The following is a 22,230-nucleotide window of genomic DNA, read 5'->3' on the forward strand; positions in this document are numbered from 1 at the left end:
GAGGCTCGGGTCTCTTTCGTGCCGCGTACCAGGTGGTCGGAGTCGATCGTGCTTCGGACTCGGCCTGGCCGGGAGTCTGATCAGTATACGTACCCGCTGTCAGGCTTCGTTCGGCCTCGAGGTCGAAGCCTGGGTTCTGCGCTCCTGCATCCGGGTTCGGTGCTCTTTCGAGTGGCACCTGCGGTGGCGGGCTGCCGGGTGGAGGTTGGGCAGGGACGGGCCCGGGCCTGCGCCCGGAAAAAAAGCGAGACGGTAAGGTAAGGCTCACCTGACTCACTGGCGAAAGGTCCTGCCCATGACGCCGCCCCCCGGCCCGGCCACTCTCCAGATCGAGCAGGCCCTGGCCTCTCGCACCCGCACCGCCGCCCGCCGCGCCCTCACCGGAGCCGGCGCCGCCACCTTCACCGCCCTCGACACCGAACCCGGCCACGGACACGACGTCATCGCCCACGGACTCACCGACCGCGGCGACTTCCTGATGGCCCTTGCCCGCCCCCACCCCGCACACCCGGCAACGAGACCGACCAGGGCACGCTGCGACATCCGCCGCGAAGCCGCCGAACCACGGGTACGCATCACCGCCGCCACCGTGCACCTCCTCGGCACCGTCGAATGGCTCACCGAAACAGCCAGAACCACCCAACTGCACGAAAAGGCCCTCCCCGAGACGATCACGACCGTCGCCGAAATCCCCGACATCATGATCGGCACCCTGCAGATCGACCGCCTGATCGTCCACGACTCCTCCGGCGCAGTACCGCTGCCCCTCGACGGACTCCTCGACGACCCCGCAACGGAGACCTTCCCCCACCGCGGCGACGCACTCGCCGCCCACGAGATCGTCGCCGCCCACCCCGCAACAGCCCTCGCGGACCTGTGCACAGCCGTCAAGGACGGACACGTCGTCGGACGACAACTCTCCGAACGGCCGCACCACCAACCCTGCAGACACATACGCGGCAAGACCTTCTGCGTCGACACCGACGCAGGCGGCGTGACCCTGATGCACATCGGCGAACGCACCACCGACGTCGTCTACGCCGCCTTCCGTAGCCCGGTCCGGGATCTCACCGGCCTGCGCGTCGAGCTCGATCACCTGATCGGCCTGACGCGGAACTGAACGACGGCTACGACACGGTGCGGGGGCGGCACCGCACGACATGGCACCGCCCCCGCACCGGAAAGCCGGGCGACCCCGGCGACCTACCCGCTCACCGCTTCCGGTAGAGCTTCTCCGTCTGGTAGACCGGCTCGCTGGTCACGTGCACACCCAACTGACGGAAGATGTTCTCGTCGACCGGGCCGAGGATGACACTGGTGTGCACATCGCATCCCCGCAGATGCTGCAATTCGGCCATCGCCCGCTTGGCCAGCGGATCGGTATTGGCGCTGACCGCCAACGCGATCAACACCTCGTCGGTGTGCAACCGCGGATTGCGACTGCCCAGGTGGCCGGTCTTCAGACTCTGGATCGGTGCGATGGTCTCCTTCGAGAGCAGATGCACGTCCTCGTCGATACCGGCCAAGGCCTTCAACGCGTCCAGGAGCATCGCCGAACAGGCTCCCAACAAGGCGGAGGTCTTGCCCGTGATGACCCGCCCGTCGTGCAATTGCACCGACGCCGACGGAGCCTTCGTCCGTGCCGCCATCTCCAAGGTGGGAGTGACCACGGGTCGATCGGTCCGTTCGATACCGAGCCGGCTCAACACCAAGGCGATCCGCTCGGAGGACACCGGCTCCAGGCCGTCCCGGTGCTCGTGGACCAGCGCCTGGTAGTAACGGCGGATGACCTCCTGGCGGGAAGCCTCCCGGCAGACCTCGTCGTCACTGATGCACCGCCCCACCATGTTGACGCCCATGTCGGTGGGGGAACGGTACGGGGAATGCCCGAGCAGCCTCTCGAAGAGGACGTTCAGGACGGGGAAGACCTCGACGTCACGGTTGTAGTTGACGGTCTGTTCGCCGTAGGCCGCCAGATGGAAGGGGTCGATCATGTTGACGTCGTCGAGATCGGCGGTAGCCGCCTCGTAGGCCATGTTGACCGGGTGGTCCAACGGGAGGTCCCAGATCGGGAAGGTCTCGAACTTCGCGTACCCGGAACGGACCCCACGCTGATGGTCGTGGTACATCTGCGACAGGCAGGTGGCCATCTTGCCGCTACCCGGCCCCGGCGCGGTCACCACGACCAGGTCGCGGGTCGTCTCGACGTACTCGTTACGGCCGTAACCCTCGTCGCTGACGACCTGGGCGATATCACTGGGATAACCCGCGATCGGGTAGTGGCGGTAGACCTTCACCCCCAGACGTTTCAACCGCCGACGGAAAGCCGCCGCAGGCTGGTTGTCCGGAGTCATCCGGGAGATGACGACGCTGCCGACGAGCAGACCGTACGACCGGAAGGTGTCGATCATCCGCAGGACGTCCTGCTCGTACGTGATCCCGAGATCGGCGCGGATCTTGTTACGGGTCAGGTCCTTCGCGCTGACGACGATGACGATCTCGACGTCATCCTTCAAGGTCTCCAACATGACGACCTTGTTGTCCGGGGTGAACCCGGGCAACACCCGGGAAGCATGCATGTCGTCGAAGAGCTTGCCCCCGAACTCCAGGTAGAGCTTCCCACCCAGTTGCTCACGGCGGGCCTTGATGTGGCCCGACTGCAGCTCCAGATACTTCTCCCGGTCGAACCCGGTCTTGCGCATGGTCACTGATACTCCCTTTCAACCGACCCCCTGGACGATACGCCGACTGGCTGGACACGGCTCCCAGGCGTCTCAGATGTTCACCCCCCGGCAACCACCCCTCGACCACCCCACCCGACGAGACGACCCGGCCGCCGGGCCGGCCGATCAACTCACCACCACGGCCAGGACCGCCACCACGGGCAACGAGATCACCGACGCGATCGAGGTCACCGTCGTCATCGTCTTCAACCCGCCCTGGGTGGACAACCCGAGCAAGGACGTGAACATCCAGAAGAAATTGCTGTTCACCTGCAAGGCGAACAACGAACCGGAAGCCACCGCCAGCCCGACCGCGATCGGCGCCACCCCGATCGTGGGCAGGATCGGGGCGATGATCCCCGCCGCCGTGATCGCCGCCACCGACACCGACCCGATCGCCAGATGCAGGACCGCCGCGATGAACCACGACAGGAGAACCGCGACCACGACCGGCGCACCCGCATCGGCGCTGAACAGGTCGCCCAACAGCTTCGCCAGGCCGGTGGCCTTGATCACCGCACCCAAGGACCCACCGATCCCCGTCACCAGCAGGATCTCCCCGGCCGTGTGCAGACCGTGGGTGAACGCCCGCGCCGTGGACTCCGTACCGCTTGCCCGCCGAGCCAGGACATAGGCGCCCACCAGCCCCAGGAAGAGCGCGACATTCGCATCGCCCAGAAAAGCGACGAACGGATGCTCCACCCCGGCCAACTCGGCGAAGGCCCCCGCGGCGATCAACACCAGAGGCACCACGATCGGCAGCAGGGTCACCCATAACGCCGGCAGCCGGTGATCCCGGACCGGACCCTCCGGGACGTCCGGATGCTCCGCGGGGTTCGCGCCGCCGGCCGAGAACTCATCGCCGAGCTCGTCCTTGCCCGCCGCCCACCAGCCGCGGTGCAACAGCACACCGAACAGGAAAGTCGTCACGACGGCGGTCACCGGGCCCAGGACGATCCCGTACAACAGGTAGGTTCCCAACGGGATCCCCAACAACCCGGCGATCGACACCGCGGACAAACCCGGCACCACGAAGACATAACCGCAGAAGATGCCGGTCCCCAAAGCCCCCGACATCAGAGCCAATCCGTTCCGCCCGATGTACGGCGCAGCCTGCCGGGCCACCGGCGCGGCCAGGACGACCTGCACGTCCACATAGATCGACGGGAAGACCGTCGACAAGGCCACCGTGAGCCCGTACGGCATCCGCGCCGGCCCGAAATATCGCAACAGAGCCTGCACCAACCGACCGAAGGTGTCCGTGGTGTGCAACAGCGACCCGATGAGCACCCCGAAACCGATCAACAGACCGATCTTGGCCATGATGTCGCCGAAACCACCGGTGATCGCCTTGACCGTGCCCTCGAAACCGACCCCGCCGGCCAACCCCAGATAAAGACACCCCAGGACCAACGCGATGATCGGGTCGACCTTGGCCCGGATGATCAACAGGACGATCGCCACGATGGCGACCGTGGTGTGGAGAGCGACCATGACAGCTCCTTCGCTGTGGCCGGCATCGCGACGTCGACGCCTCTGACGAGATCTGCCGTCATTGTGTGGCCGAGGACGGGCGTCCGTCCGGATAACTCGCCGAGGGCGGTCGAGCGCGTATCCCACCGGAAACACCTAGGGTCGAATCATGAGAGGTCACCGATCTCCTTCGCGGAAAGGCGAATCCGCCCGGGTGGTGGCGTCTGTCCTCCTGGCGGCGACCCTCACCGGCTGCGGTCTGCGGATCCCCACCGACCCCGAGGGCACCCTCGACCTGATCCGCGCCCGGCAGACACTGCGTGTCGGGATCTCCCACCACCCACCCCGGATCACGGCCACACCACCCGCACCGCCCACCGGGCCCGAGATCGACCTCGTCCACCGATATGCCGACCACCTCGGCGCCCGCATCACCTGGACGGTCGACACCGAGGCAGCCCTCGTCGAAGGCCTGCACCACGGACGGATCGACCTCGTCGCCGCCGGACTCGACACGACCAGCCCATGGGCCACCGAAATCGGCATGACCCGCGCCTACCAGCAGGAACAGACCCCCGACGGGACGACCCGCCGATATGTCATGGCCGTCCCCGCCGGAGAGAACGCCCTCCTGTCCGACCTCGAACGATGGCTCGACCAGGCCGTCCAGGAGAACCGGTGAACCGCCCGGAGGACAGCCGGACCCGGTTCGGTGTCACCGTCCTGCCGCCCCTGCAGGAGAACGCCCTGCGCACAGCGACCCGACTGGAATGGGTCACCCTCGTCTACATGGCGACCTGCGTCGTCGTGGTCTACCTGGCCATGGGTTCCTCCCAGGCGATGAAAGCCGCCTGGATCGAAGACCTCCTGGGTTTCGTCCCACCCCTGGCCTTCCTCATCGCCGGACGCCAGGCCCGCAGACCACCCTCACCGGAATATCCCTACGGACGGCATCGCGCCGTCGCCAGCGGGCATCTCGCCGCATCCGTGGCCCTCCTCCTCGTCGGCGTGCTGCTGCTGGGGGACTCACTGACCGGGCTGCTCGCCGCCGAACATCCCTCCATCGGCACCCTCCGGCTGTTCGACCACACGATCTGGGCCGGCTGGGTGATGATCGCCGCCCTGACCTACACCATGGTCGGCCCGGTCGTCCTCGGCCATCTCAAGATGCCCCTGTCTGAAGAACTCCACGACCGGATCCTCCACGCCGACGCCGACATGCAGAAAGCTGACTGGATGACCGCCGCCGGTTCCATGGCCGGCATCATCGGCATCGGCATCGGCTGGTGGTGGGCCGACGCCCTCGTGGCCAGCGCCATCGCCCTGTCCGTGATCAAGGACGGCACGTCGAACCTGCGGTACGCCGCTCGCAATCTCATGGACGGCCGAGCCCGGACCTACGACTCGACGGACACCCACCCCCTGGTCGACCGGATCGACCCGGCCCTCCGCGGCCTCGGCTGGGTGGCCGACTCCCGCAGCCGGATCCGCGACATGGGCCACGTGCTCCACGTCGAATCGTTCGTCGTACCCCGCCACCCCGAAGTGCAGGTCCGTGACGTGGAGGACGCCGCCGCCGCGATCCGGGAGCTGGACTGGAAACTCGACGACGTCGTCGTCATGCCGGTCGCCTCCCTCGACGACCTGCCCGACCCCCGGGAGGAGCCCCCGAAGGGAGGCCGACGCACGCTCACCCGCGGTCGTCGGCCACTTCGCCCAACAGGGCGAAGGACACCAACCAGTGGGTCGCCATGAAATGCCCCCCGGTGATGACCGGCAACACCGCCTCCACCTGACGGCGGGCCCCCTCGCGGACCCTGCCGGACTCCTCCCCGGGCAGCCAGGACGACAGCACCCGTAACTGCCAGGCGCGGGACAAGGCCAACCCGTACAGATGGGCCAGATGCCCGTCGGTGCCGTCCACCACCGGGGGCACCTCCCACAGGTGGCTGTGCCGCCCGGCCCCCAGTCCCGGCAGCAGACGGGCCAACCGGTCAGGGCGTTGCGCCTCGGGCAGCACCCGCATCAGACACTCCGCCTCGGACAACGCCGGGGAGAGGAAATCCTGCCCGCTCGGTTCGAAACGGGTGTCGAGCTCGTCGTCCACGCCGTACCAGCGGCGGATACCCCGGGCCACCACGGCCGCCGTGTCCTCCTCGCCCAGCCCGGTGTACGCCCGATGCAACAAGGACAGCGCGAAAGCCGTATTGCTGTGCACCCCGTGCCGCACCGGGAAGACCTGCCGGTCGAGCCACGCCGGAACCAGCCTGGACACCGCCGCGGCCAGCGGCTGCGCCGCAGCCGACCACCCCGCAGCCTCCGGACGGGGACAACGGCTCAGGGCCTCGCAGAGCATCGCCGCCCACGCCCACCCGTAAGGACGTTCAAAGCTGGGCCGGTCGAGCAGATAATCCGCCTCCGCGGCCAACCCCGGACCGGTCAACCGGCCGTCCAGCAGGCTGACCACCCGGTCGGTGAGCCGCTCGTCGAGACATTCCGGCGCGACCGACAACAAGGTCACCAGGGACCACTGCATGTGCGCAGAACTGTGCCAGTCCAACGAACCGTGGAAAGCCGGGTGCACCCGCCACGGGGTCACATCGCAATCCTGGCGATCCCGGGCCATATGTGCGGCCGCATAGGGGAAAGGGGTGTCCAGGACGTCACAGGCGATGGACGCCCACGCGGCAGCCTGGGCACGGAGAAGATCGGTCGTCATGGGCGGGACATCCTTCCAGGAGGACACGGCAGGACGTGTCGGCAGGCGGGGGTCAGAAAGCGAACACGGTGATGATCCCGACATTGCAGGCCAACAGGGCGACGGCCGTGGGCAGCTGAGCCTTGATCGGACCGTACTGATCCTTCATCTCCAGCAGGGCGGCCGGGACGAGGTTGAAATTGGCGGCCATCGGGGTCGCGAGTGTTCCGCAGAAACCGGCGAGCATGCCCACCGCGAAGATCACCGTCGGCTCACCCCCGTAATGCTGCACCAGCAGCGGCCACCCGATGGCCGCCGTCATCACCGGAAAAGCAGCGAACGCATTGCCCATCACCATCGTGAACGCGGCCATACCCACGCAGTAGAGCGCCACCGCCGCCAGCACCGACCCCTTGGGGAGGACGCCCCCGGCGACCTCACCGACCGCCTTGCCGACCCCGGAGACCTGGAAGAGCACGCCCAAGGTCGCCAACATCTGGGGGAGAACCGCCGTCCAGCCGATATGTCCCAACAGGCGTCGTCCCTCCTGCAAGGGCACCGCAGGCGACTTCGGGCGCAAGAGCACCACGGCCACGGCCAGGGCGATCAAGCTCGCGACGGCCAACCCGATGATGGTGGCCGACCCCTTCTCCAGGAGCAGCCTGCCGTCGACCTCCAGGTCGACCAGCCCGGTCGCGAAGATCGCGGTGACGAACGGGATCGTCAACGCCGGGACGAAGAGCTTGTTGCCGAACCTGCGCGCGAAGACCTGACGTTCCTCGTCGGTGGTGGAATTGTCGGTGCCCTTGTGCGGCAGCCCCATTCCGGCGAGCACCGCCATCGTCAGCACGATCAGCCCGAGCACCCACGCCGGAGCGGACTTGGCCACCACGAAGGTCGAGTACCAGAAACCCACCCCCAACAGGATCCAGAAGAGCCCGGAAAGATGACGCCGCGGGACGCTGCGGTCCCTCGCCGCCTGCCCGCCCAGGACGACGAAGAACGCCCCGACCAGCCAGTACAACCATTCGACCTGGATCATCGGGTGGCCTCCGACGTGGTGGTCGGGGCGGTCGCGGCAGCCGTGGCGGGCACCACTGGAGGGTCGTCGCCCTCGCTGGACATCCGACGTAACGTCCGGTCGAGCCACAACAGCCGGCCGCCGTGGATCAGGAAAGCCGCGATCCCGGTGGGAACCGCCCACCGGGCCAGATCGATCGGTTCGAGAGTCAAGCCGTAGGTCGAGTCGACGAAACCGGTGATCAGCAGCAGCGACCCGATGGCGATGAAGATGTCCTCCCCGAAGAACAGGCCGACCGTGTCGGAACTCGCCGAGAAGGCCTTGATCTTCTCGCGCATCCGTTCGGTCACCCGGGGATGTTCTCGTTCGGCGGCGCCCTCGGCCATCGGGTACAGCAGTGGGCGCACGCTCTGCGCGGGCCCACCGATGCTGACCAGGCCCATCGCTGCTGTGATCTGCCGGATCAGCATGTACAACATCAGCAGGCGGCCCACGGACAGTTTCGTCAGCTGACCGATCAGCGCACGGGCCTGGAACTGCAGGCCGTAACGCTCGATCAGGCCGATGACCGGCAGGGTGACCACGAAGACGGTGACACTGCGGCTGCTGGCGAATCCCTGGCCGAAGGTGTCGAGGATCTGCATCGGACTCAACCGGCCGAGAAGGCCGGCGACGACACCGGCCACCGTGACCACCAGAAGACTGTTGATCCGCAAGGCGAAACCGACGACCACGACGGCGACGGCGAGCAGGACCCACATGGTGGTCTCCTGAGGTGAGAGGGAAGAAGGGTCGCCCGCCACCGTAGAGCAGCTCGAGTCGTCGTGTAGGGCGGCCCGGAAATTTCCCCCGCTCCCCGCAGTGATTGGATGGGCCCATGCGGGTTGACATCAATGCTGATGTGGGAGAGTCGTTTTCGCGGTGGGATCTGGGTGATGACGCCGAGCTGGCGCCAGTGCTCTCCAGCGTGAACATCGCCTGTGGCTTCCACGCCGGCGACCCCCTCGTGATGACCCGCACCGTCCGGCTGGCCGTCGAACACGGCCTCGCCGTCGGCGCCCACGTCTCCTACCGCGACCTCGCCGGCTTCGGACGTCGCTTCGTCGACGTCGACCCCGCCGAGCTGGCCGCCGAGGTCCGCTACCAGATCGGGGCGCTCCAGGCCGTCGCCGCCACCGAAGGCGCCACCGTCACCTACTGCAAACCGCACGGCGCGCTCTACAACACGATCGGACACCATCCCGGCCAGGCCCGGGCCGTCGTCGAGGCGCTGTGCGGTCTCGCCGACACCGGGAGCGTCCTCACCCTCCTGGGACTGCCCGGCTCGCTCGCCTCGGAACTCGCCGAACGGGCGGGACTGCCCACTGCGGTAGAAGCCTTCTGCGACCGGGCCTACACCCCTGAGGGAACCCTGGTACCCCGGAAGGATCCCGGCGCCGTCCTGCACGATCCCGTGGTCGTCGCCGCGCGGACGGTCCGCCTGGTCACCGACGGCGTCGTCGACGCGATCGACGGCACCCCCGTCCCCCTGCGCCCGGACTCCCTGTGCGTGCACGGCGACAGCCCCGGCGCCGTCGACATGGCTCGCGCTGTCCGGGCCGCTCTCGACAACGCCGGCGTCCAGGTGGCGTCCTTCACCGGAAGCGCCGCCTGATGCGCGTCCTGCCCAGCGGGGTCGACGCACTCCTCCTCGAATTCGCCGACGGCTCCGAGACCCTCGCCTATTTGGCCGGCCTGCGGGCGCACCCGGTCGACGGTATCGCCGAGATCGTCCCGGCGGCACGCACCCTCCTGCTGCGATCCGACGGGACGGTGTCCATGCCGGAGGTCGTCCGCGCCCTCGACCGGGTCGCCCCCGAGCAGGTCGAGAACCGGACGGACCGGCAGGTGCGGATCGAAACGGTCTACGACGGCGAGGATCTGACCGGTGTCGCCGACCACCTGGGGCTGAGCGTGGAAGCCCTGGTGGCCCGGCACGTCTCCGCGACCTGGACGGTGGCCTTCTGCGGTTTCGCGCCCGGTTTCGCCTATATGACCTGCGACGACGAGAGCTGGTCGGTGCCCCGGCGTCCTTCGCCGCGGACCAGGGTCCCCGCCGGGTCGGTGGCCCTGGCCGGGGGGTACACGGGCTGTTATCCGACGTCCAGCCCCGGCGGTTGGCAGCTGATCGGTCGGACCGCGGCCCTCCTGTGGGACGTCGGACGGCCGTCGCCGGCGCTGCTCACTCCCGGCACCCGGGTGACCTTCGCCGACATCACCGGGCAGCCCCGGCAGCGGGCGAACGACAACTCCGCGGGAACAGCGGAAGACCTGCGATGACCCTGCGGATCGTCCGGACGGGTCTGCGGACCCTCGTCGAGGACCTGGGGCGTCCCGGCCTGGCCGCACTGGGAGTCGGACCGTCCGGGGCCGCCGACCGGGGAGCGCACCGCCTGGCCAATCGGTTGGTGGGCAACCCCGAGGCGGCAGCGACCCTGGAGGTCCTGGCCGGCGGGCTCGTCGTCGAGGCCGTCTCGTCCACGGTGTTCGTGGTCACCGGGGCGCCGCTTCCGGTGAGTGTCGGGGGCCGCCCGGTCCCGTTCTCGGCGCCGGTGCGGGCCGCGGCCGGCGAACAGATCGAATTGGGCCGTCCGACCTGCGGGCTGCGTTCCTATGTGGCGGTGCTCGGAGGGGTCGACCTGCCGCTGACTTTGGGGAGCAGGTCGTCGGACACGATCGCCGGATTGGGTCCCGCACCTCTGGCCGCCGGTGATCTCGTCGCTGTCGGCAGTCACGCCGTCAGCGTGGTCGACAGTGCGCTCTGGGAGCTCGCCGTGGGACCGGCCGCGCCGACGGACGGTTCGTCCACCTCGGCGGAGGACGAGGAGACCGGGGTCGCGCACCGGGAACCGGTCCTCACCGCGACCTGGGGGCCCCGTGCCGACTGGTTCACCGGACCGGCCCGGACGATCCTCACCGAGACCTGGTGGACGGTCGGCCCCGACAGCGACCGGGTCGGTGTGCGGTGCACCGGACCTCGGCTCGAGCGGGCTGTCGACGGCGAGTTGCAGAGCGAACCTGTCGTCCGAGGGAGCGTACAGATCCCCCCGTCCGGGCAGCCGGTGCTCTTCCTCGCCGATCACCCCACCACCGGCGGCTACCCGGTGGTCGCAGTACTCGACCCGGCATCGACCGACCTGGTGGCGCAGCTGCGACCGGGCGACCAGGTGCAGATCGCAGTGCGTCCCGTCGGATATCCGACCGATGTGCTTGTCCTGCAGGGGACCCGGGCGGACGGCAGGGTAGCCTCGACACGGTCGTCCTGAACCCGGGTAGAAGGAGAAAACCATGATCGGGGGCGCGGGGAACCGGGCGAGGATCGAACGACTCGAACGCCAGGTGCAGTTGCAGCAGGAGGTCATCGCACGACTGTGTGCCGAGCTGCGGATAGAGCCACCCGCCGTCGTCTCGATCTACCAGGTCGATGCCGAAGAACGGATGCTGGTCGCCCAGGGCAAAAAGATCGAAGCGATCAAACACCACCGGCAACGCACCGGCTCCTCACTGCTCGAAGCCAAACAGGCGATCGAACGCTCAGCTCCCTGACAAATCACCTACCCTCGGGTAGGTGACATGCCAGGAAACAACCTGGACACACCTGGTTCCGGCAGCGAACTCACCGAGGATGTCGGTCGTTCAGCTGGCGCCGAAGAGGTACGCACCGGCGTATCGGCGCCCCGAAGGAGAACCGCATGCCCCATCCGGTCCGGCACCCCCGCCGTACCGCCGTCGTGACCAGCGCTGTCGCCGTAGTGGTGGGGGCGGTGTCGGTCTTCGTGGTCGCCACCACCGAACTGGCGACCGGACGATCACCACTGGCTTCGGGGCAGCGACTGGCCCAGTGCAAGCTCGGTGCTCGACAAGGCGGAGCGCCATCGCACATGTGCGCCCGCGAAGGACAGATCATCGACGTCCGACTCGGCGACCTGCGCCCCACCCAGCCCGCTCTCGGACACGACGCCGTCCACTACCGGCTGGGGCGATACACCTCCGGGAAAGACCAGATCAACCGCCGTTTCGTCGACTGGTGTCGATCCTCAGGGCTCCTCGACGTCGTCGCTGCCGGACCGGACGCGAAACTCTCCGACCCCACCACCTTCACCTGCGAACTGCGCCCCGGGGAGGAGAACGAGGAAAGCCGCTCCCAGATGAGGACCGTCGTCATCGGTCGCGGCGGGCGCCCCTACCTGACCGGCGGACACCACACGCTCGCCGCTTTCCACGCCATGCCCGACGGCGGACCGGACATGAAGGTCCGGGTCCGGGTCGTCGCGAACCTCGGCGGCCTGGTCGAGGACAGCTTCTGGGAACGGATGCGCACCGAGAAATGGGTATGGCTGCGCGACGCCGACGGCAAGAACATCGACCCGGCCAGGCTCCCCGGAGACCTGTCCCTGAAGAGCTTCGGCGACGACCGCTACCTCAGCCTGGCCTTCTTCACCCGCGGCATCGGACACCGGCCCAGGAAGATGCTCTTCCAAGAACACCACTGGGCGACCTGGATCCGTGAATCGGGCAAGGTCGACCTGACCGGATGGCGCAGCGACGACCCGGCCAGCTACCTCAAAGCAGTCCAGAACGCCGGAAAAGCACAGATCTCCCTGCCCCGCCAGACCGTCGTACACAACGGCCTGACCGCAGGACACCTGGGACGTCGCACCAAACTCGGCGAACAGACACTGGCCAGGCTGGGCCGACCCCTGACCCACGAATCTCCGGGCAAGCTCGCCTATATCCCCGAAGGACGCAAGGTCGCCGCTACCCGATGAACCCGGCCGCCGGCCCCGCCCCCGGGAAGACGCCCGAGCCGGATACGGTGACCTGCGTGACCGACCGTCCCCTGCTGATCCTCGTCCACGGCACCCGTTTCGACGCCCGGCAGTGGCGCGGCTACGACACCCTCGTCCCCGACGCGGAACTCCTCCCGATCGACCTCCCAGGGCACGGTTCCCGAGCCGGCGACCCATGGGATTCGGCAGCGGCCCTGGACGTGGTCGATGACGCGGTGCGCACGGCCGGGCCCGACCGCCCGATCGTCCTGGCCGGACACAGCCTGGGCGGCTATGTCGCCACGACCTACGCCCACCGCCACCCCGACCGGTTGGCCGCCCTGGTGCTCGTCGGCGCCTGCGCCGACCCGTCGAAACACCCCCGGCTGGTGTACCTGTACACCGGTTTCGCCCGGCTCCTGCCCCTGATCGGCGCAGACCGGATGGCGACCGTGGCCAATGCGGTGATGCGGCGCCTCGGCGCGCAGGCCCAGGACGTCCCCGATGCCACCGGATATGCGGCGACCCCGGCGGCCTGGGCGGGCGTGGTCGCCGAGGCCCGCGCCGACCAACTGGCCCCGGTGACCTGCCCGGTCTACCTGGTCGCCGGGCAGTACGACCAATTACGGATCGACCTCGCCGCCTATGCGCGGGCCTGCCGGGACGGTCGGACACGGGTGATCCCCCGGGCCTCCCATCTGGCGCCGGTGACCCACCGCGCCCAGGTCGCCGAGGTGTTCCGCGAGGCGGTGGCCGCCGCCACGGCGCCGGAAGATCCGTCGCAGAACCCTCCGTCGAACGCTTGACCATTTCTTGACCGAGTGCTGACCGGAGGCAGGTACGGCCCGGGATCGGAGCGCCGATGGGAGAGGTGTACGGCAGGCCAGGGGCCGCTGGGGAGCGGAAGGCGCCGTACCGGGGACCGCGGGGGCGGGCCCTGTCAGCAGGACGGGGACCTACCGGGGGCGGGGACGTACGACCGGGGTACGGGGGTGCATCGGGGGATGCACAGGGGACGGGGAAAGGGGACGGGGAACAGGCACGAGAAGACCGGGGGACGGTCACCGACGGCCCGGAACGGCGCGCACCAGGGGAGCAGCCGCCGACGGGCCCCGGGGCGGCTCGGATGTCACGGGAAGACGTCCGAGCCACCGCGAGGAGAGGTCACCGTTTCGCCTGCAGGCCACGCCCGGCGAACAGATACGCGACCTTCCCCGGCTTGGGATCGTCGAGCGGGCGACCCAACTTGTCCAAAGCCTTCTCACCGAGCGACGACCTGCGGCCCAGCTGCTTCGCCGTCATCCCGTCGTGCACCACATCCTTCTTCGACAAGGACACCTGGGCCTGGGCCGCAGCCCGCACCGCCTCCAGATAGGTCGCCGGATCCCTCGTCGTCAACTGCCGCGGATCGACCGTCCCCGACGACCGCAACCAGGCACCCCAGTAGAACTCCTGGAAGGGAACCTCCTTGGTGGTGTACCCGACATCACGGGTGAAATAGACCAGACTGCGATAGGCGTCGTCCTTCAACTCGGCCAAGGAGAGCCCGGCCGGCAGCTGCGCAGGAGCGATCGCCCTCCCCTCCTGATCCGTCAACCAGGCCCACTTCCGGGAACGCATCCGCTCCCAGAAGTCCTGCTCGCTCACCCCGCTCAGATTGCCCACGACCCGCAAGCGCACCTTCAGATCGGGCCCACCGTCCGGCAGCTCCCGGAAAGCCGAGATCGTGTGATGCCCGTCGACCAGATACGGCCGCCCCTGCGGCCCGATCACCACCGTCTTCATCTTCCGGCGGCTGTCGTCGGTCTCCTCACCCGGCCGCAACTCACAGGTGAAACTCTTCGGGTCGGTCAACGACGCGGACGACGAGGCGGACACGGCGCCGGACAACCCCGAGGCCTGACACCAGTCGACGTACTTCTTGTTGACCTTGTCCTTCCCGAGGTCGTACCGCCCCAAGCGGTACAACACGGCATCATGACCGAGTGCAGGCTGCGTCGGCCGCAGATCCGCGAGCCGGACATCGACGATCGCCCCGGCCCGGGCACACGCCGGCCCGGACGCACCCCCGCCGTCGGCCTGACGACAGTGCGCGGCCATCTCGTCGGCGTACACCGCAGAACCGCCGGAGGAACCACCGGCAGAACCGTCCGGCAGATTGAGGACGACGGCGGTCGCCGTGGCGGCCACAGCGAACACACCGACAGCACCGATGACCGCACCTCGTGACCTGCGACTCCGTTCGACCATCCGTCTCTCCTTCGAACACAGGCACATCCACGCGAATCGGTGCCCTGTGCTGAACGACGGGAAGACCCCGGAAGTTCACTCCCCACGCGCCTGGGGCAGCCCCGCCCGGCCGACGTCATCGCCCTGCGTGCGGTGATGAGCCCGCGCCAACATCTGCGCAGCCGCCGGAATCGTGAACAGCTGGAAAACCCCCACCAGGAAGAGCATCCCCAGATCGAACGGATCACGCAGTCGCAACCCGATCCCCATGAGCACCAACAAAACCCCCAGAACCTGCGGTTTCGTCGCCGCATGCATCCGCGAGTACAGATCATCCAACCGGAGCAGACCGACCGCCGAAGCCAGACACAGAGCCGCCCCGACGAACAGACACACCAGACCCGCCGCATCAGCCACCGCCGACCACATCACCGGACCACCCCCGGGCCGGACTCGTCCCCGGAATCCGGCGACCCGGCCGGACGACGATCACGATCCCGCCCCACGAACCGGGCGATCGACACCGACGCGAGAAAACCGGTCAACGACAACGAGATCAGAATCGGCAAAGTCGTGTCATGCCGCGTGGTGGCCGCCTCGACCCCCAACGCGCACACCATGATCGCCACCAGGACCTCGTTGGCCACGGCCCGGTCGATCACCGTCGGCCCCCGCACGATACGGACCACCGCCAACACAGCGGCCGACACCAACATCGCCCCGATGACCCAGATCACGACGGTCTCGATCACATCTCCTCCTGAGTCGAACCGGCCGGCCCCTTCACCGGCTCCACCGACGGCGAGGACACCCCACCGGCAGCGGAACCAGGCACCGGACGGGCCCTGATATCCCGATGATCGGCGGCGAGCGCGCGCAACACCCTGTCCTCCTGGGCGAGTACCCGGGCCCGCACCTTGTCCAGGTCGGCCTCGTCGCGGGCGTGGAAGACGTGCAGCAGCAGCTCCCGCCGTTCCGGAAGGGCGTCGATCACGATGGTGCCCGGGACGAGGGCGGTCATCTCCGCGGTGATCACGACGAAGAGGTCGTCGTCGCAGCGCAGCGGCACCCGCACCGTCCTCCCGTCCGGTCGGGTCCACGGGTTCACCGCGGCCCAGGCCACCTGGAGACTGGCGACGACGAGATCGACGTTGAACCGCAGGAAGAGCACGAGGAACGGCCAGGGACGGAACCGCAGACCCAATGACAGCGGAGGGAGGGGGAAGGCCAGGACGACGACCAGTCCGACCAGGAGCCCTCCGATCGCGGTGGCCCAGGTCAACCGGCCCCACAACAGCACCCAGACCAGGGCGAGCAGGAACAGCGGGCCGAGTTGGACCCGTCGACGCAGGGCGTTTCTCATCGGACACCGCCGGGGAAGACCGCCTGCACGTAGGGGGTGCGTTCCTGCAGTTCGTGCGCGGAACGGTCGGTGATCCCGTAGAGCGGCCCGGCGATGAAGGTGATGCCGATGCCGAGGGTGACGAGCATCGTCGTCGGGGCGATCATCTCCCGGGGCACCGCCCGGTGGGTGTTCCCCGCGGGTTTTCGCTGCGGCATCGGGTCCTTTCCGGCGAGGGCGGCGCCGGGGCCGTCGGAGAGTTCGGTGACCGGGCGTCGCCAGAAGGCCAACGCCCAGACCCGGGCGATCGCGTACAGGGTGAGCAGGCTGGTGACCGCGGAAGTCGCGACCAGGGCGTACGTCAGCGGGGTGCCGGCCTGGACTCCGCCCTGCATGAGCCCGATCTTTCCGAGGAAGCCCGAGAACGGGGGGATCCCGGCGAGGTTGAGCGCGGGCAGGAAGAAGAGGACGGCGATGGCGGGCGCGGTCCGGGCGAGCCCGCCGAGTTCGCTCAACGACGTGGTGCCGGTGCGCCATTCGACGAGCCCGGCGACGAGGAAGAGGGTCGTCTGGACGAGGATGTGGTGGGCGACGTAGAAGATCGCCCCGGACAGGCCGACACTGTTGCCCACGGCGATCCCGAAGAGCAGGTAACCGATGTGGCTGACGAGGGTGAACGACAGCAGCCGTTTGATGTCGTCCTGGGCGATCGCCCCCAGGATGCCGAAAAGCATCGTCAGGATCGCCGCCCACAGCAGCACCGTGTCGAAACGCCCGGCGGGGAAGAGCAGGGTCTGTGTGCGGATGATCGCGTAGACCCCGACCTTGGTGAGCAGCCCGGCGAAGACGGCGGTCACCGGGGCCGGAGCGGTCGGATAGGAGTCGGGGAGCCACCCCGACATGGGGAAGACGGCTGCTTTCACCGCGAAGCCCAGGAGGAGGAAGACCTGGAGGCTGAGCTGGGTGCCCGAGGGCAGGTCGTCGAGCCGTCCGGACAGGTGTGCGAGGTTGACGGTGCCGGTCGCCGCGTAGATGAGGGCGATGGCGGCGAGGAAGAACATCGAGGACAGCAGACTGACGAAGACGTAGTTGACGCCGGCCCGGACCCGGTCGGCGGATCCACCGAGGGTGAGCAGGACGAAACTGGCGACGAGCAGCATCTCGAAGCCGACGTAGATGTGGAAGAGGTCGCCGCTGACGAAGGTGGTGGACACGCCGGCGAGCAGCACCATCAACGTCGGGTAGAAGATCGGCATGGGGGCTTCGCCGTCGCGTTCGTCGTCGGCCGAGCGGCCCTGTCCGATGGAGTAGAGGGTGACGCCCAGGGTCACGGTGGTGGATACCACGAGCATCAGCGAGGAGAGCCGGTCGACGACCAGCACGATGCCCATGGGGGCGGGCCAGCCGCCGGCTTCGACGACGAGCGGCCCGCCCCGGTCGGCGAGCAGCACGAGGGCGACCGAGGTGATGAGTACGGCGGCGAGGACGACGAGGCTGATGGCCCGCTGCCAGACGTCACGGCGCCAGGAGACCAGGGTCAGTCCGGCGCCGACGAGCGGGAGGACGACCGGCAGCGGGACCAGCAGAGAGTCGGGGGAGACGGTCACCGTGGCCCTTCCTCTCGGGGTGGTTCGGGCCTGGTGGCGACGCCGCGGCGCCGATGCCCTCCCGGGTCGGGGTCCTCGGCGGGGTCGGTTTCCTCGTCGGCGGCGAATTCGCTGTCGGACATGTCGTTCTCCGCTGCTTTGGCGTGGATCCGGGCGTCTTCGGTGTCGTCGACGATGACGTCGCTGCGCGCCAACTGCCAGGAGCGGTGGGCGAGGGCGAGGACGAAACCGGTGAGGGCCAGGGTGATGACGATGGCGGTGAGCACCATGGCCTGGGGCAGCGGGTCGCTCATCTTCTCCGGTCCGGTGGTGCCGACGATGGGTGCCCGTCCGGCGCGCCCGCTGGCGATCAGGAAGAGCAGGTTGACGCCATTGCCCATGAGGAGGATCCCGAGGAAGGAGCGGACGATGCCGCGGGCCATGACGAGGGAGACCCCGCAGCCGACGAGGACTCCGGTGAGGACGGCGAGGGTCAGGTTGGCGGTCATCGGGGCCCTGTCGTGCCGTGGTCGCTGTGGGCGGGGGAGTCGTCGAGGGAACGGCCGGGTTCGTCCTCGATCTGCTGGTCGAGGGCGCCTCCCAGGCTGCGCAGGATGTCCAGGAGGAGACCGATGACGACGAGGTAGACCCCGATGTCGAAGACCACCGAGCTGACCAGGTGGAGTTCGCCCATCAGGGGGATGCGTACGTAGGCGTGCCAGGTCTGCAGGACGTCTCCGCCGGCCAGCATCGAAGCCAGGCCGTTCCCGGCGGAGAGGAACAGGCCGGTGCCGAGTAGGAGGCCCGGCATGACGGGCGCGGCGGCGCGCATCTCGTCCCGGCCACCGGCGAGATAGCGGACGGCGATGGCCAGCCCGGCGACGAGGCCGGCTGCGAAACCGCCGCCGGGGGAGTCGTGGCCGGACAGCAGCAGGTAGATGGACCACACGATGACGACGTGGAAGATGAGCCGGGCGACGACTTCCAGGATGACCGAACGCCGTTCGGGCAGGAGCGCTTGTCCTTCGGCGAGCCACCGGGCCTGGGCGCCGGCCGTGCCGTGGGTGGTTCGACGGCGGGCACGGATCTCGCCGAGTTTGCGTCGGGCGCCTTCGACGTTGTCCTCCTGCAGGAAGACGAGGCTGGCGACTCCGGTGGCGGCGGCCAGCACGACGGAGAGTTCGCCCATGGTGTCCCAGGCGCGGGCGTCGACGAGGATGACGTTGACGATGTTGTGGCCGCCGCCGAAGTCCACCGACCAGGAGTCCATCCCTTCGGAGGCGGGCGCGGCCTGGCGCATCCCGGGCATCACCAGGGCGAAGAGCGCGGTCACGGTGCCGACGCCGATGCCGAGGGCGCCGCGGAGAACCCGTTCGGAGGTGTTCGCGTCGTCGTTGAACCGTCCGGAGAGCCGCCGCAGCACGAGGATGAACACGAGGATGGACACGGTTTCGACGAGCACCTGGGTCAGGGCGAGGTCGGGGGCGCCGTGCAGGAGGAAGAGGTAGGCGCAGCCGTAGCCGGTGGCTCCGACGAGGATGACGGCCCGGAGACGTCGGCGGGATCGTACGGCGGCCACGGCGACGGCGGCGGTCACGGCGGCGACGGCGACCTGGGCGGGCATGTCGTAGGCCCGGACGGGCAGGGACGCCCAGTCGTGGCCGCCGACGAGGAGCGAACCGCCGGGGAAGACCAGGAAGACCAGGAACATCAGGGCCAGGGAGAGCGGCAGCGATCCCCGTTGCAAGGCACCGGTGACTTCGAGGGACACCCGGTCGAGCAACCGCATGGTCGCCCGGTAGGCCCGTTCGGACAGCGGGACCGGGGTGTGTTCCCCCCACAGCGAGGCCAACCGGTGACGGGCCGCGTCGACGGCGAAACCCAACGCCCAGGTGGCGACGGAGAGCACCAGGGCCAGGTTGACGCCGTGCCACAGACCCAGATGGGCCTGACCTGCGCTCTTTCCGACGGTGGCGGCATAGCCGAGGAGCGGTTCTTCCAGGTGGGTCGAGAGCGGGCCCAGGGCCAGGGAGGCGAGGGCCAGGAGGAGCGGCACTCCCTGGAGGACCACTCCGGGGGCGTGGACCTGCAGGGGAGGCACCTGGTCGTCGGTGCGGAAGGCCCCGCGGACGAACCGCAGGCTGTAGGCGAGGGTCAGGGCCGAGCCCAGGACGAGGACACCCAGCACCCAGGGCGAGTACGGGGCGGCCCCGGTGGTGTAGGCGGTGTAGGCGGCTTCCTTCCCGACGAAACCGAACATCGGGGGCAGCCCGGCCATGGAGGCCGCGGAGAGCGTCCCGGCGACGGCCAGGACCGGTACATCTCTCCGCAGACCGGAGAGTTTACGCAGGTCGCGGGTTCCGGTGGCGTGGTCGATGGCGCCGACGGTGAGGAAGAGGGAGGCTTTGAACAGGGCGTGGGCCAGCAACATCGTCGTCCCGGCCAGTGCCGCATCGACGGTGCCGCTGCCGGTGAGCACGACGAGGAAACCGAGCTGGCTGACCGTGCCGTAGGCGAGGAGCAGCTTGAGATCGTCCTGGCGGAGAGCCTGAACGGCACCGAGCAGCATCGTTCCTCCGCCGAGGACGAGGACGACGGGCGTCCACCCGGGGACGTCGGCGAAGGAGGGGGCGAAACGGGCGACGAGGTAGATGCCGGCTTTGACCATCGCGGCGGCGTGCAGATACGCGCTGACCGGGGTGGGCGCGGCCATCGCCCCGGGCAGCCAGAAGTGGAAGGGCAGGAGCGCCGACTTGGTGACGGCGCCCACCAGGAGCAGGACGACGGCGACGCTGGTCGCGGTGGCGGGCGCGGAGGGCACGGCCATCTCGGAGAGACGATAGGTGCCGGCCTGTTCGCCGAGCAGGACGATCCCGATGAGCATCGCCAGCCCACCGAAGGTGGTGACGACGAGGGCTTCCATCGCCGCTGACCGGCTGGCCCTGCTGTGGGTCACATGGCCGATCAACAGGTACGACAGGACGGTCGTGGCCTCCCAGAAGATGTACAGCACGATGAGGTTGTCGGTGGTGACCAGGCCGAGCATGGCTCCGGCGAAGGCGAGCAGACAGGCGGCGAACCGGCCGAGCCCGGGCTCTTCGTCGTCGAAGTAGGCCGCGCAGTAGATCAGGACGAGCACCCCGATCCCGGCGACGACGAGGGTCATCAGCCAGGCGAGAGGGTCGAGCCGGAAAGCCAGTTCGAGGCCGATCTCGGGGACCCAGGTGTAACTCTCCGAGGGCGGGGAGGACGAGTGGACGCCGGGCTGGGCGAGTACGGCCCACCCGAAGGTGACTGCTGGCGGCAGGGCGAGGATCCAGAAGGCGCGCGCGCCGATTCTGGACACCAGGAGGGGTGCGAGGAGCGCCAGACCGAGGTGGGCCAGGAGGAGGGTGATCACTCGAGATTCCTTCGGGTGGTCGATCCTTCGGGGCGTGCTGGGTCGTTCCAGTCTAGGTGTCGGGGGCCGGTCGAGCCTGGGAAAACAGTTCTGAGAGTTGGCAGGAGCCGGTGGAATTCGTCGGGGCGCGCTCCGGTCGAGGCGCGGGGGCGGCATTCCAGCAGGTCCCACAGGATATTCCCAGTAAGCATGTTTCATGATGTGCGTCATGACTACGGGGAACGAACAGCTGACCATGGGCAAAGAAGACACCGTGTGGGAGAGGGAAGCCACGACCAGGCACGGACTGCCCGGTCCGCAGGAGGTCGAGCGCCTCTACATCAAACAGAAGATCAGCCCGGTGATGAACAAGTACTGGGTCCACATCGCCGACGAGGAGGGCAAACCCGGCGACCTGTTGCTCTTCGCGGACCAGAAGATCATCGCGCTCAAGGAGAAGATCGACTTCTTCTCCGACGAGTCGAAGTCCGCTCTCGTCCTGAGGACCAAGTCGCGCCATGTCGTCGACCTGGCCGCCACCACCGACGTCTACAACGCCGACGGGGAAACAGTGGCGATCTACCGCAAGGACGGCGTCGCCTCCCTGCTGAACTCCACCTGGCACCTGGAGACGCCCGGGCTGCGGGCCACCGGCTGCGAACGCAGCAAAGCCATGGCAATGACCCGCCGCTTCAGTGGACTGGTCCCGGTGGTCGGCGAATTGCTCGAGGCCATCCCGTGGCAGTTCCACTTCGACTTCTACGACAGCTCCGAACAACTGGTGATGTCCGACGAACGGCAGTTCAAGATCTTCGACAACTACCTCATCACCCTGCCCAAGCTGGAAGACGGCAGCCGGTTGGACTGGCGAGCTGCAGCCACGCTGGGTGTGGCCCTCGACGCCTTCCAGGGCCGCTGACCTGCCCTCGGTAGTTCGTGCCGGAGGCGTCGCTGTCGACGCCTCCGGCAGG

The 22,230-nt window shown here is 68.5% G+C and carries 22 protein-coding genes; 10 read left to right on the forward strand and 12 right to left on the reverse strand.

Annotated features, from left to right (window positions below; all coding sequences use genetic code 11):
• The first annotated feature begins 295 nt into the window (after positions 1 to 295).
• Positions 296 to 1,120 (forward strand): hypothetical protein, encoded by an 825-nt coding sequence (locus AUCHE_RS12240; RefSeq protein ID WP_006503634.1) that lies wholly within the window; start codon positions 296 to 298, stop codon positions 1,118 to 1,120.
• Between the two features lie 91 nt (positions 1,121 to 1,211).
• Here the strand turns inward: AUCHE_RS12240 and AUCHE_RS12245 are convergent, their stop codons facing one another.
• Both AUCHE_RS12245 and AUCHE_RS12250 read right to left on the reverse strand, forming a co-directional pair.
• A complete protein-coding gene (locus AUCHE_RS12245) occupies positions 1,212 to 2,702 on the reverse strand; it encodes a DUF1846 domain-containing protein (protein ID WP_040322430.1) in 1,491 nt (496 codons plus the stop codon).
• Positions 2,703 to 2,849: 147 nt separating this feature from the next.
• Positions 2,850 to 4,217, reverse strand: a complete 1,368-nt coding sequence (locus AUCHE_RS12250) for a GntP family permease (protein ID WP_006503636.1) — start codon at positions 4,215 to 4,217, stop codon at positions 2,850 to 2,852.
• A 148-nt stretch (positions 4,218 to 4,365) separates the two neighbouring features.
• On the opposite strand from AUCHE_RS12250, the gene AUCHE_RS12255 reads away from it, so the two are divergent.
• Both AUCHE_RS12255 and AUCHE_RS12260 read left to right on the forward strand, forming a co-directional pair.
• The gene (locus tag AUCHE_RS12255; RefSeq protein ID WP_074788408.1) at positions 4,366 to 4,878 is read left to right on the forward strand and encodes a transporter substrate-binding domain-containing protein; all 513 of its coding nucleotides are present in this window, start codon (positions 4,366 to 4,368) and stop codon (positions 4,876 to 4,878) included.
• On the forward strand, positions 4,875 to 5,951 hold the full coding sequence (locus AUCHE_RS12260; protein ID WP_006503638.1) for a cation transporter: 1,077 nt from the start codon (positions 4,875 to 4,877) through the stop codon (positions 5,949 to 5,951). The genes AUCHE_RS12255 and AUCHE_RS12260 overlap by 4 nt, the downstream gene beginning before the upstream one ends.
• On the opposite strand, the gene AUCHE_RS12265 is transcribed toward AUCHE_RS12260, so the two are convergent.
• From AUCHE_RS12265 to AUCHE_RS12275, 3 genes are read right to left on the reverse strand one after another with little or no spacing between them, the layout of a single operon-like run.
• Positions 5,887 to 6,915: a DUF2891 family protein gene (locus AUCHE_RS12265; RefSeq protein WP_006503639.1), complete on the reverse strand. Its 1,029-nt coding sequence runs from the start codon at positions 6,913 to 6,915 to the stop codon at positions 5,887 to 5,889. The genes AUCHE_RS12260 and AUCHE_RS12265 overlap by 65 nt on opposite strands.
• A gap of 52 nt (positions 6,916 to 6,967) precedes the next feature.
• Positions 6,968 to 7,936, reverse strand: a complete 969-nt coding sequence (locus AUCHE_RS12270; RefSeq protein WP_006503640.1) for a DUF979 domain-containing protein — start codon at positions 7,934 to 7,936, stop codon at positions 6,968 to 6,970.
• A complete protein-coding gene (locus AUCHE_RS12275; RefSeq protein WP_006503641.1) occupies positions 7,933 to 8,676 on the reverse strand; it encodes a DUF969 domain-containing protein in 744 nt (247 codons plus the stop codon). The genes AUCHE_RS12270 and AUCHE_RS12275 overlap by 4 nt, the downstream gene beginning before the upstream one ends.
• 140 nt (positions 8,677 to 8,816) lie before the next feature.
• On the opposite strand from AUCHE_RS12275, the gene AUCHE_RS12280 reads away from it, so the two are divergent.
• From AUCHE_RS12280 to AUCHE_RS12305, 6 genes are all read left to right on the forward strand, one after another.
• On the forward strand, positions 8,817 to 9,569 hold the full coding sequence (locus AUCHE_RS12280; RefSeq protein ID WP_246785323.1) for a LamB/YcsF family protein: 753 nt from the start codon (positions 8,817 to 8,819) through the stop codon (positions 9,567 to 9,569).
• On the forward strand, positions 9,569 to 10,234 hold the full coding sequence (locus AUCHE_RS12285; protein WP_006503643.1) for a 5-oxoprolinase subunit B family protein: 666 nt from the start codon (positions 9,569 to 9,571) through the stop codon (positions 10,232 to 10,234). The genes AUCHE_RS12280 and AUCHE_RS12285 overlap by 1 nt, the downstream gene beginning before the upstream one ends.
• The gene (locus AUCHE_RS12290) at positions 10,231 to 11,220 is read left to right on the forward strand and encodes a 5-oxoprolinase subunit C family protein (protein ID WP_006503644.1); all 990 of its coding nucleotides are present in this window, start codon (positions 10,231 to 10,233) and stop codon (positions 11,218 to 11,220) included. Before AUCHE_RS12285 ends, AUCHE_RS12290 begins: the two co-directional genes overlap by 4 nt.
• A 22-nt stretch (positions 11,221 to 11,242) precedes the next feature.
• Positions 11,243 to 11,500, forward strand: a complete 258-nt coding sequence (locus AUCHE_RS12295; protein WP_006503645.1) for a hypothetical protein — start codon at positions 11,243 to 11,245, stop codon at positions 11,498 to 11,500.
• A gap of 146 nt (positions 11,501 to 11,646) precedes the next feature.
• The gene (locus tag AUCHE_RS12300) at positions 11,647 to 12,723 is read left to right on the forward strand and encodes a ParB/Srx family N-terminal domain-containing protein (RefSeq protein ID WP_006503646.1); all 1,077 of its coding nucleotides are present in this window, start codon (positions 11,647 to 11,649) and stop codon (positions 12,721 to 12,723) included.
• 56 nt (positions 12,724 to 12,779) lie between these two features.
• The gene (locus tag AUCHE_RS12305; protein WP_245706769.1) at positions 12,780 to 13,529 is read left to right on the forward strand and encodes an alpha/beta fold hydrolase; all 750 of its coding nucleotides are present in this window, start codon (positions 12,780 to 12,782) and stop codon (positions 13,527 to 13,529) included.
• A 358-nt stretch (positions 13,530 to 13,887) separates the two neighbouring features.
• On the opposite strand, the gene AUCHE_RS12310 is transcribed toward AUCHE_RS12305, so the two are convergent.
• From AUCHE_RS12310 to AUCHE_RS12340, 7 genes are all read right to left on the reverse strand, one after another.
• A complete protein-coding gene (locus AUCHE_RS12310) occupies positions 13,888 to 14,973 on the reverse strand; it encodes a ParB/Srx family N-terminal domain-containing protein (RefSeq protein WP_006503648.1) in 1,086 nt (361 codons plus the stop codon).
• Between the two features lie 75 nt (positions 14,974 to 15,048).
• On the reverse strand, positions 15,049 to 15,381 hold the full coding sequence (gene mnhG / locus AUCHE_RS12315) for a monovalent cation/H(+) antiporter subunit G (protein WP_006503649.1): 333 nt from the start codon (positions 15,379 to 15,381) through the stop codon (positions 15,049 to 15,051).
• Positions 15,381 to 15,704 carry a monovalent cation/H+ antiporter complex subunit F gene (locus AUCHE_RS12320; RefSeq protein WP_006503650.1) on the reverse strand — a complete coding sequence of 108 codons (324 nt, stop codon included), beginning with the start codon at positions 15,702 to 15,704 and terminating at the stop codon, positions 15,381 to 15,383. The genes mnhG and AUCHE_RS12320 overlap by 1 nt, the downstream gene beginning before the upstream one ends.
• Positions 15,701 to 16,315 carry a Na+/H+ antiporter subunit E gene (locus AUCHE_RS12325; RefSeq protein WP_006503651.1) on the reverse strand — a complete coding sequence of 205 codons (615 nt, stop codon included), beginning with the start codon at positions 16,313 to 16,315 and terminating at the stop codon, positions 15,701 to 15,703. Before AUCHE_RS12325 ends, AUCHE_RS12320 begins: the two co-directional genes overlap by 4 nt.
• Positions 16,312 to 17,901, reverse strand: coding sequence for a Na+/H+ antiporter subunit D (locus AUCHE_RS12330; RefSeq protein ID WP_006503652.1), 1,590 nt, complete (start codon positions 17,899 to 17,901; stop codon positions 16,312 to 16,314). Before AUCHE_RS12330 ends, AUCHE_RS12325 begins: the two co-directional genes overlap by 4 nt.
• Positions 17,898 to 18,389, reverse strand: coding sequence for a Na(+)/H(+) antiporter subunit C (locus AUCHE_RS12335; RefSeq protein WP_006503653.1), 492 nt, complete (start codon positions 18,387 to 18,389; stop codon positions 17,898 to 17,900). Before AUCHE_RS12335 ends, AUCHE_RS12330 begins: the two co-directional genes overlap by 4 nt.
• Complete coding sequence (locus AUCHE_RS12340) at positions 18,386 to 21,280, reverse strand: Na+/H+ antiporter subunit A (RefSeq protein ID WP_006503654.1); 2,895 nt, start codon at positions 21,278 to 21,280, stop codon at positions 18,386 to 18,388. Before AUCHE_RS12340 ends, AUCHE_RS12335 begins: the two co-directional genes overlap by 4 nt.
• Positions 21,281 to 21,488: 208 nt before the next feature.
• Here AUCHE_RS12340 and AUCHE_RS12345 point away from each other — a divergent pair, with 208 nt between their 5' ends.
• Positions 21,489 to 22,178 carry an LURP-one-related/scramblase family protein gene (locus AUCHE_RS12345; RefSeq protein WP_052024914.1) on the forward strand — a complete coding sequence of 230 codons (690 nt, stop codon included), beginning with the start codon at positions 21,489 to 21,491 and terminating at the stop codon, positions 22,176 to 22,178.
• The last annotated feature ends 52 nt before the right edge of the window (positions 22,179 to 22,230 follow it).

It is taken from the genome of Austwickia chelonae NBRC 105200, assembly GCF_000298175.1.
Classification (GTDB): Bacteria; Actinomycetota; Actinomycetes; order Actinomycetales; family Dermatophilaceae; genus Austwickia; species Austwickia chelonae.

What these genes read in the sequence shown, in the direction of transcription:
- AUCHE_RS12240 (WP_006503634.1), top strand. Translation starts at nt 296, where the DNA reads ATGACGCCGCCCCCCGGCCCGGCCACTCTCCAGATCGAGCAGGCCCTG.
- AUCHE_RS12245 (WP_040322430.1), bottom strand. Translation starts at nt 2,702, where the DNA reads ATGCGCAAGACCGGGTTCGACCGGGAGAAGTATCTGGAGCTGCAGTCG.
- AUCHE_RS12250 (WP_006503636.1), bottom strand. Translation starts at nt 4,217, where the DNA reads ATGGTCGCTCTCCACACCACGGTCGCCATCGTGGCGATCGTCCTGTTG.
- AUCHE_RS12255 (WP_074788408.1), top strand. Translation starts at nt 4,366, where the DNA reads ATGAGAGGTCACCGATCTCCTTCGCGGAAAGGCGAATCCGCCCGGGTG.
- AUCHE_RS12265 (WP_006503639.1), bottom strand. Translation starts at nt 6,915, where the DNA reads ATGACGACCGATCTTCTCCGTGCCCAGGCTGCCGCGTGGGCGTCCATC.
- AUCHE_RS12270 (WP_006503640.1), bottom strand. Translation starts at nt 7,936, where the DNA reads ATGATCCAGGTCGAATGGTTGTACTGGCTGGTCGGGGCGTTCTTCGTC.
- AUCHE_RS12275 (WP_006503641.1), bottom strand. Translation starts at nt 8,676, where the DNA reads ATGTGGGTCCTGCTCGCCGTCGCCGTCGTGGTCGTCGGTTTCGCCTTG.
- AUCHE_RS12285 (WP_006503643.1), top strand. Translation starts at nt 9,569, where the DNA reads ATGCGCGTCCTGCCCAGCGGGGTCGACGCACTCCTCCTCGAATTCGCC.
- AUCHE_RS12290 (WP_006503644.1), top strand. Translation starts at nt 10,231, where the DNA reads ATGACCCTGCGGATCGTCCGGACGGGTCTGCGGACCCTCGTCGAGGAC.
- AUCHE_RS12295 (WP_006503645.1), top strand. Translation starts at nt 11,243, where the DNA reads ATGATCGGGGGCGCGGGGAACCGGGCGAGGATCGAACGACTCGAACGC.
- AUCHE_RS12300 (WP_006503646.1), top strand. Translation starts at nt 11,647, where the DNA reads ATGCCCCATCCGGTCCGGCACCCCCGCCGTACCGCCGTCGTGACCAGC.
- AUCHE_RS12310 (WP_006503648.1), bottom strand. Translation starts at nt 14,973, where the DNA reads ATGGTCGAACGGAGTCGCAGGTCACGAGGTGCGGTCATCGGTGCTGTC.
- mnhG (WP_006503649.1), bottom strand. Translation starts at nt 15,381, where the DNA reads ATGTGGTCGGCGGTGGCTGATGCGGCGGGTCTGGTGTGTCTGTTCGTC.
- AUCHE_RS12325 (WP_006503651.1), bottom strand. Translation starts at nt 16,315, where the DNA reads ATGAGAAACGCCCTGCGTCGACGGGTCCAACTCGGCCCGCTGTTCCTG.
- AUCHE_RS12335 (WP_006503653.1), bottom strand. Translation starts at nt 18,389, where the DNA reads ATGACCGCCAACCTGACCCTCGCCGTCCTCACCGGAGTCCTCGTCGGC.
- AUCHE_RS12345 (WP_052024914.1), top strand. Translation starts at nt 21,489, where the DNA reads ATGACTACGGGGAACGAACAGCTGACCATGGGCAAAGAAGACACCGTG.